Consider the following 8,755-nt stretch of genomic DNA (forward strand, 5'->3'; position numbering starts at 1 on the left):
ACAGCATAATTAGGCACTTTCTGGCAAGATTGAGAAGAAAGTCAAAGTGTTATACTAAGAGTCTTGAAATGCTGAAGTACTCTGTTCTTCTTTTGATGAAGTACAGAAATAAAGAGTTCGCTATGTTTAGTTAACAATGCCTAAAATTTTATGTTAAAATTAAACGGAAAATAGGTTTTCTACAGAGCCAAAAAAAGAATAAAAAGATAATGGGAGTATAACAGGTGTTCACCTGCTTGAAATATACTCTACCATTGACTTGAACATCCTGATCCCGTCATTGGAACCGAGGACTTCTTCAGATACCCTTTCAGGGTGAGGCATAAGACCCATTACATTTCTGTTGCCGCTGAGTATCCCTGCAATGTTCTCCTGTGAACCATTGGGGTTTACTTCTTCGGTCACATGACCTTCGCTGTCAACATATCTGAACGCTACGAGATCATTGTCTTCCATTTTCGAAAGGGTTGCTTCATCTGCGTAGAAATTACCTTCCATGTGGGCTATGGGTATGCGGATGACCTCTCCTTTCTTGAATGCGGATGTAAAAGGTGAATCGTTCGTCTCGACCCTCAAGTTCGTCCATTCACATCTGAACTTTGGGTATTCGTTGGTGGTAAGTGCTCCATCCAAGAGACCTGATTCTGTAAGTATCTGGAATCCGTTGCAAATTCCCATTATAGGCTTTCCTTCGTCTGCCATCTTCTTGATGGAGTCCATAATAGGTGTCCTTGATGCGATAGCACCTGCGCGAAGGTAGTCGCCGTAGGAGAATCCTCCGGGGATAATTGCACCTTCATACTTATCAAGGTCGTGTTCCTTGTACCAGACAAGTTCTGCATCTGTTCCGACAACATCTTCCAGTACATGCAGAACGTCAAGATCGCAATTGCTTCCACCAAATTGAATGATGGCGATAGTCATTTAAACTTCCCTCAAGTCGATCGTATAATTATGGATCATCGGGTTTGCAATAAGTTTCTGGCACATTTCATCAACTTTAGTCTCTGCCAGCTCTGCGGACTCTTCTTCGAGATCGATGATATATCTCTTTGAGGTCTTGATATCATTTGTGTGGTAGCCAAGGTGTTCAAGTGCTCTCTTGATAGTAGTGCCTTCAGGGTCCAGCATTCCTGACTTACGTTCTATGGTTACTTCTGCACGGTATTGCATTTTTTTCCTCTGTGTTTACTTATGATGTGATTATGGCTATTAATGGACACCAAGCAATTAAAAATATCGCTTTGAAAATGATCTCTTCTTTAATGTGTTGTGGTCATTATCTGATCGATATCTTGTACCTTAAATTATTATCTTATATATAGGTTTATAAGGTTTGTTTGGCTTTCCATATCCTTTGTAAAAGCGTTACGTGTGTAAGTATTGCGATAAGTGCCACTGCGACCATGATCTGAGAACTGAATGCTCCCAGTACCAGTATGATCATACGCTCAGACCTCTCTGCGATACCAACGTTCATTGATGAAGAGCCTGCGGCTTCGGCACGGGCACGCGTGTAGCTGACCATGTAAGAACCGATCAGCGCGATTATACATAATAGCCACAATGGTGCCTGTAAGAATGTGGGCTGATGTATAACGCCTGTTATTGAACCGTAGATGATCCCGGCAAAGATAATTGCGTCAGCATATCTGTCACATACCGAATCAAGTACTCCTCCAAAAGGTGTTATCATCCCTGATACCCTTGCAACGGCTCCGTCAAGAACATCAAATATGCCACTTATCATTATATATGCAGCTCCCATTATCAGATCCCCTGTGGCGAATTCGATGGCAGCCAGAAAACTGATGCCAAGGCCTATCACGGTCAGCACATTTGGTGAGATCGGAATATTCTTTGCAATTGGCAATGCAAGTGTTCTAATATTGTTCTTCAGTTCATTGAAAATAGTTTATCCCTCATGAGATCAAGGATCATCTGTCTGACTGTACAACTTAAGGCTGGATCTGATTATTATGCTTCATCGCGTTTTAGTTTTGCCATTGCTGCGGCCATATTGATCTTTGCATCTTTATAATCGGGATCTGCATTCAAGACCTTTGCAAAGCAAGTGATGGCTTCTTCATATTTTTGCATGTGGTAGTAAGCGACACCTTTTTTGTTCCATTTAATGGTGTATTTTGAATTAAGTTCCATGCTACTGTGGACATTCTCATAACATTCAATTGCATCTTCATATCTGCCAAGCATGTCAAATATAATTCCCTTATTTATCCACGCATTATCATATTTTGGGTCGATATCAAGAGCCTTTGAATAAGATCTGATCGATTCTTCATGCTCACCAACATAAGAATGAGCGATACCCTTGTTGTACCATATATCAGGATTATCGGTGTCGAGCTCAAGGCCCTTTTCAAAACAGTGGATGGCTTTATCATAAATGCTAAGGTCGCAATATGCAATGCCGGTGTTGGTCCAGACCAATGCGATAGCTTCTTCGTTCCATAACAGGGGGTCCTTTGATTCGGATTCAAGTACTGCAGAATAGTACTCTATCTTCTCATCCGGGTATTCCGCATAGAATCCCATATGGAATAGTTGCTCTACTGTCTTGCCTTTCCCTTCCACTAAAGTCTAACTCCTTTTTTATTTTTGAAACAATAAATAAAAGCATACCGATTATCAAATATACAATGTTTTATGGCTTTTTATTCCAAAGGACTTTCATTATTAGTGCATAATTAGAATATATAATCAGTGGTTCATTACTAAATAGTCAGTAATTTTGATGTCTTATTTTATCACTGTATATATTCCATGTGTCAATTTCCGATACATAAATATATGGTAGACAAGTGTTCAAACTACATGGGCAGAATCGCAGGTTTCTTCAAATTAGCTTCTTCTTCCATCAGTATGGTTAAGATCTTTAATGAAATGGAATCTCGTGGTGACTATAAAGCTTTCATCTATACAGGCGATGGTATTCATAAGGTGTGTTCTGCCTCTGAAATACAGTCCATGTCACTCAATGAAGCCATGATAGGTTTTGATAGTCTGGCAGCTTCATCCCCATTGAGTTCATCATCAGACCAGTTCGAATTTATCGGAGATACTGACATCTACAATTTAGATGAGCTTGCGTGTGAACTTCATTGTGATGCTGTGGAGAACATGTCAATTCTGACACGACTTTTGCAGGATACTTTCAGCCTTGATAACTGCAGTGATCATGAGATGTTCCAACGTTTTGATAGTTCATTAAGGACTATTCGCGGGGTTTATGCAATTGCCTTTCATATAGGTGATAAACTGTTTCTCGCAAGAGATCGGATCGGTATAAAACCTCTCTGGTATGACGTATCTTCCGGTTTTGCATTCGCTTCGGAAAAGAAGTTCATAGAGATGTCCGGGCTTCATGAAGTGGTGGAACTTGATCCTCGGCAGATCCTATGCTACGATCTTAAAAACGATACTATAAAGGTATACGATAGAGAATTTTTGCAGGGACTTGCAGAACATCAGGGATCTTTTGTGGAGGTCCGGGATGGTCTTCTTTCTTTGCTTAAAGACGCGGTCTCTATACGTGTGCCGGATGAGGATTTTGGTGTAATGTTCTCAGCAGGAATTGATTCCACTATCCTCGCCCTGCTTTGTAAAGGGTTTGCTGAAGCCAAAGGCGTAATATGTAATTGTTATACGGTGGGACTTTCAGGGCAGGTCCCGTCACCGGATATCACCTGTGCAAGAAAGCTGGCAGATGAGCTTGAACTTGAATTAAATGTGCATGAGATCGGTCTCGATACTGTGGAAGAGTATCTAAGTACAGTTGTCCCTTTGATAGAGGATGCGACCGTTCCGAAGACAGGTGTCGCATTGACGATGTATGCGGCATGTAAGGCGGCAAAGAATGATGGCATAAATATATTGTTCGCAGGTGCCGGAGCTGATGAACTTTTTGCCGGATATAACAGGTTCAAAAGTTCAGCATCTGTAAATGAGGATTGTATCAGGGATATCATGGAAATGCATGAAGTGAACACGTATCGCGATGATACGGTCGCGGCGTTCACGGGAGCGAAAGTGCGTCTTCCCTATCTTGATGAGAAGTTTGTGGAATTTGCCCTCGCTATTCCAAAAGAGTATAAGATCTCCGATGAGATGAACAAGATCATCCTGCGAAAGGCAGGTGAGGAGCTTGGGTTACCAAAGTATGTGACCGAGAGGGGGAAGAAAGCTGCTCAGTATGGTAGCAGGTTCGATCAGGCTTTAAAGAAGCTTGCAAAAAGAGCAGGTTTTGCGAATAAGACCGATTATATCAATAGTTTTCAGGAGAGTAGATAAAGTGAAACTCGGCGTTCTTTTCAGTTCAGGCAAAGATTCCTGCTATGCATTGCATATAATGCAGGAAAAAGGAAATTCAATTGAGTGTTTGATCACTATAAAAAGCAAAAATCCTGATTCATATATGTTCCATACCCCGAACATCGACCTGTCAAGGTTGCAGGCAGAAGCCATGGGATTCCCTCTTCTGGAGACCTTTACAGAGGGAGAGAAGGAGCTTGAGCTTGATGATCTAAAAAATGCCATCCTGGAAGCAAAGAAGGAATACTGTCTCGAAGGGATCGTGACAGGCGCACTGTATTCCAATTATCAGAAGGACAGGATCGAAAAGATATGCAATGAGCTTGGCCTCGATGTGTTCTCACCATTGTGGCATATGGACCAGGAGCAGGAAATGCGGGAACTGCTTGACAATGGATTCAGGTTCATTTTCAGCAGTATAGCTGCTTATGGTCTTGACAGTGGCTGGGTAGGAAAGGAAATTACTGCTTATGAAGTGGATAAGCTCGTAAAGCTCAATGAAAAGATCGGCTTGAACATTGCAGGGGAAGGTGGTGAGTTCGAGAGTTTTGTCATCGATGCACCAATGTTCAAAAAGAGGATACAGATAAACAAGTATGATCTTGTCGAGAGGGATGAATATACGGCGAGGGTAATTATCGAGGATGCTGTGCTTGTGGATAAGGGCTGATATAAGTATTCTTAAGAACTAAATCTGCCAAAATAAGAATGGGATTGGAATATAAGTCTACAAATAGGAATAAGAACCTGAATCTCTGTATAAGTGCAGTAAAATAAGGTCAACAGGCTTTATTCTGTATCTTTCTTTTCAGTTGCTTTTTTTGTATCAGTTTCGCCTTCTGAACCCTTGCACCATTCATCGATCACAAGGTCATCAGCACTCTTGCTATCGGAATTTTCAGTGGATATCTCGCACCAGCTTTCGATCTCATCATCCAATGAAGGTAATTCGATATCTTCTTCCTTTTTGTCTTTTTTGTCTTTTTTGTCTTTCATTGATAGCCCCCATTTAGTATATCTAAAGGAAGTTGAAATATTTACTGGTTTTTGATGTTGCAGTTACCAATATCTCAAATGCACCTATCTCAAACGAACAGTATTCATTTAAGCCAAAAGACCAATCTTTTGATCGGGGTGGTAGATTTAAACATTGATGTAGCAAAGATCCTAGTCCTATTAGGCTTATTGTGGCTTCTGTTTAAAATTCATGTGGTGCTTAAAGAAATGCATCTATTCCAATTGTGAAAGGTATCTTAAATGCAAGTTGGTTAGTTCACACAATAACCTTTATCAGTTCAGTAGCCATTAAATCACACTACGATCATGATATCTATCGTTCATAATTTCTTAAGAGGTATACTATATGGAAAATGACCCGTTCAAGCAGATCCAGAGGCAGATAGATGAGCTTAAGCGCCAGCTGGATGAGAAGGATAATAGGATAGCTGATCTGGATGAACAGATCGTTGAACTGACCACTTATATCAATATGCTTAATGAGAGATTTATAGGGCATTCTGATGAGATGAAAGAGCTTTTCGATGCAAATCCTTCACAAAAGCGGGGTATTTACGCCCGCGATTCAATTGTCTATTCTGCTGATACTGAAGAGTTGAAATAATTGTATTTGTTTTTCCCTTCTTTTTTTGTAGTCTCTGGTCAAAAAAAGGTAATGTTTTAAGTCAGCCAGTCAATAATTGAGCAGTGAGATAAATGAATCTGCCGGACCACAAGACCAAGATCGTATGTACTATAGGACCTGCTTCTTCTTCGGAAGAAATGCTGCGTGAGCTTATCTTTGCAGGAATGAACGTGGCGAGGATCAACTTCTCGCATGGCAGTTTCGAGGACCATAGTAAAGTTATCCGGCTGATAAAAAAGCTGTGTGATGAGCTCAACGTTGTTGTTTCGGTGATGGCAGACCTTCCGGGACCAAAGATACGTGTAGGCGAGATCAAAGATTCCCCTATAAATTTACAGAAGGGGGATAAGGTGAAACTGACCACTGAAAGGATCGTAGGGTCAAAGGACCTTATTCCGGTGGACTTTGATAAGCTTCCTTACTGTATCGCCAAAAAGTCGAATGTTTATTTCAATGATGGTTTCATTCAGATGAGGTGCAGTGGCATTTGTAGCAATGAGGCTGAATGTGAAGTGATCGTAGGTGGTCAGCTCTCATCCCACAAGGGTGTGAATCTTCCCGGGATCGATCTTTTGCTTGATCCTGTCACTGAAAAGGACCTTGAGATCCTGGATTTTGCATTGGAAGAGGGAGTGAACTGCTTCAGTGTCTCGTTCATCGAGCAGGGTTCCGACATACAGAAGATAAGGGACCATGCTGCTAAAAAAGGAAGGCCAGTATTCCTTGTGGCGAAGATAGAAAGAGGTCCCTCGGTCGAAAATATCGATGACATCATGGACGCTACCGATGCTTTGATGATAGCACGTGGTGATCTCGGTGTGGAAATTCCAATAGAGGAAGTTCCCATCGTACAGAAAGAACTGATACATAAGGCCAATCTACGTGGAATTCCGGTGATAACCGCTACTCATATGCTCGAATCCATGACCGATAACGTGCGACCAACACGTGCCGAAGCTACGGATGTTGCAAATGCTATTCTTGATGGCACCGATGCTATCATGCTTTCTGGAGAAACCGCAGTTGGTAAGTATCCGTTGGAGGCCGTTCATACGATGGTCAGGATTGCAAAAAAGACTGAAGCATGGCGTGATAGTACAGGTAGTGGAATGGGCAACATCAGGGATGCCATTGGTGAGACTGAGATGGGGATAAGTGATGTCATTTCATTGCAGGTCTATGATGCAATTCGTAAATTATCCATCGAATTCGTAGTTACACCCACTTACTCCGGGGCCACTCCAAGGCGTATCTCACGCTTTAAGCCGGAGAACTGGATAATCGCCATGAGCCATCTTGACCTTACATGTGAACAATTGGCATATTCCTACGGTGTCTATCCGCTTTCTGTATACGATGGCAGTGACGATCTTGAAAAGAAAGTGCTTGGTGCCCTCCTGTCCAGAGGGATAGGCAAGTCCGGTGACACGATCGTTCTGACACAAGGCTATTCTGGCGGCACCAACCTGCTGAAAATAATCGAGATCGAGCATTTGGTCGAGTGATCATTCGATCATTTAATTATTTGTTCTACATGGGGGAGATGTGTTCTTAAAGAACGCTCTCCAAAAGCAGTCCAGTAATATCCTTTATCCTGAACTCTTTTCCTTCTTGTCGGCATACATCCTCAAGATGATGATAGCAGAACGGACAGTAAGAGACAACACCGTCAGGATAATCCTTTGTTTTTTCTATCGTTATCATGCCGACCTTTGATGAGATTTCCGGGAAGTTCGGTTTCACACCTGCAGGTCCTCCGCAGCATCCGTGTTTACCGCCAAACATCTCCTTGACCTCGACTTGCATGGACCTTAGTATCTCTCTTGGAATGTCTGACATCTCCAGAATGGCACAGGCATCTCGTATAGCTACTTTTCTGTCCAATGCCTTGGGAACGAGCTTGCCTTCCTGTATCAGGTCTCTGAACAATTCAAGAGAATAGACCACTTCGAATTTAGGTTCCCTGAAAAGCCTGGCATATTCTTCCTTCAGGACAATATAGCAGCCAGGACAGGAAGCTATTATCTTTTTAATCCCGAGGGATTCAAGATATTCGACATACTCTTTGGCGTATTCCTTTGCTTCTTCCATATGACCGTTGTCAATGAGGAAAAGACCGCAGCATTTCTCTTCGGGTATAGCTCTTGGGGTGATACCTGCCTTGTTGAGCAGCTTGATGGTGGAGCGGGCGATATCCTGATGTGCAAATGCTATCCAACAACCGGTCATGTAAGCAACATCGGATGTTTCGGAAAGCTCGATCTCATCGTTTATCCAGGAGTTCCTCAGTGTGGCATCCTTTCTTCCGGGGCTTCCGGCTTCGATGATGTTCTTGCATATCTGTGATGTTCTTGCAGGTTCCTTTCCCTGTTCTGCCAGTATCGTCCTTTCCCTCTGAATGATATCGGTGATCGGAATGTTCATGGGGCATACATCGTCACAGGCACCACATCTGGTGGAAAGATAAACATCGTCCACCTCGTCCTGATCAAGCTCATCACCATCGATAAGTTTCTGTAAAAGCATTATCTTCGATCGGGGTGTATATTTGTTGTCCGTGACCTTTGCGATATGACAGACATCATAACATTTTCCACAGTCTATACAATAACTAACGGCAAGCAGGTCTTCATCCATATTATTGCTCCGATGCTATCATATATGTCCTGATACATCAAATCTCGTATAGAATCCCTGCTTTTATTTGTTCTCACGATCATCTTCATCAGTGTCCTTACCATTCGGTATCATGTCACTCCTTTCTTGACCCTGATAGCAGCA

The 8,755-nt window shown here is 42.2% G+C and carries 10 protein-coding genes and 1 pseudogene; 5 read left to right on the forward strand and 6 right to left on the reverse strand.

The features are described 5' to 3' along the window. Window positions 1-134 (forward strand): annotated as a pseudogene (locus QAS77_RS08365) (IS1 family transposase); the annotation flags it as partial. A 94-nt stretch (window positions 135-228) separates the two neighbouring features. On the opposite strand, the gene purQ reads toward QAS77_RS08365, so the two are convergent. The 4 genes from purQ to QAS77_RS08385 form a co-directional block, all read right to left on the reverse strand. Then, a complete protein-coding gene (gene purQ / locus QAS77_RS08370; protein ID WP_305064903.1) occupies window positions 229-924 on the reverse strand; it encodes a phosphoribosylformylglycinamidine synthase subunit PurQ in 696 nt (231 codons plus the stop codon). Beyond that, window positions 925-1,173, reverse strand: coding sequence for a phosphoribosylformylglycinamidine synthase subunit PurS (gene purS / locus QAS77_RS08375; protein ID WP_250868002.1), 249 nt, complete (start codon window positions 1,171-1,173; stop codon window positions 925-927). A 154-nt stretch (window positions 1,174-1,327) separates the two neighbouring features. Then, window positions 1,328-1,873: a CDP-alcohol phosphatidyltransferase family protein gene (locus QAS77_RS08380; RefSeq protein ID WP_250868003.1), complete on the reverse strand. Its 546-nt coding sequence runs from the start codon at window positions 1,871-1,873 to the stop codon at window positions 1,328-1,330. 104 nt (window positions 1,874-1,977) lie between these two features. Beyond that, window positions 1,978-2,595 carry a tetratricopeptide repeat protein gene (locus QAS77_RS08385; protein ID WP_305064904.1) on the reverse strand — a complete coding sequence of 206 codons (618 nt, stop codon included), beginning with the start codon at window positions 2,593-2,595 and terminating at the stop codon, window positions 1,978-1,980. A gap of 240 nt (window positions 2,596-2,835) precedes the next feature. On the opposite strand from QAS77_RS08385, the gene QAS77_RS08390 reads away from it, so the two are divergent. Then, a complete protein-coding gene (locus QAS77_RS08390; RefSeq protein WP_305064905.1) occupies window positions 2,836-4,311 on the forward strand; it encodes an asparagine synthase-related protein in 1,476 nt (491 codons plus the stop codon). Between the two features lies 1 nt (window position 4,312). Then, a complete protein-coding gene (locus QAS77_RS08395; RefSeq protein ID WP_305064906.1) occupies window positions 4,313-5,002 on the forward strand; it encodes a diphthine--ammonia ligase in 690 nt (229 codons plus the stop codon). A gap of 119 nt (window positions 5,003-5,121) precedes the next feature. On the opposite strand, the gene QAS77_RS08400 is transcribed toward QAS77_RS08395, so the two are convergent. Beyond that, entirely contained in the window at window positions 5,122-5,328 is a 207-nt protein-coding gene (locus tag QAS77_RS08400) for a hypothetical protein (protein WP_305064908.1), read from the reverse strand. 367 nt (window positions 5,329-5,695) lie between these two features. On the opposite strand from QAS77_RS08400, the gene QAS77_RS08405 reads away from it, so the two are divergent. Continuing rightward, complete coding sequence (locus QAS77_RS08405) at window positions 5,696-5,953, forward strand: hypothetical protein (protein ID WP_250868008.1); 258 nt, start codon at window positions 5,696-5,698, stop codon at window positions 5,951-5,953. A 92-nt stretch (window positions 5,954-6,045) separates the two neighbouring features. Further along, window positions 6,046-7,479 (forward strand): pyruvate kinase, encoded by a 1,434-nt coding sequence (gene pyk, locus QAS77_RS08410; RefSeq protein WP_305064910.1) that lies wholly within the window; start codon window positions 6,046-6,048, stop codon window positions 7,477-7,479. Window positions 7,480-7,525: 46 nt separating this feature from the next. On the opposite strand, the gene QAS77_RS08415 is transcribed toward pyk, so the two are convergent. Then, entirely contained in the window at window positions 7,526-8,611 is a 1,086-nt protein-coding gene (locus QAS77_RS08415) for a (Fe-S)-binding protein (RefSeq protein ID WP_250868010.1), read from the reverse strand. Between the last annotated feature and the right edge of the window lie 144 nt (window positions 8,612-8,755).

The organism is Methanococcoides sp., from assembly GCF_030594565.1.
GTDB lineage: Archaea > Halobacteriota > Methanosarcinia > Methanosarcinales > Methanosarcinaceae > Methanococcoides > Methanococcoides seepicolus.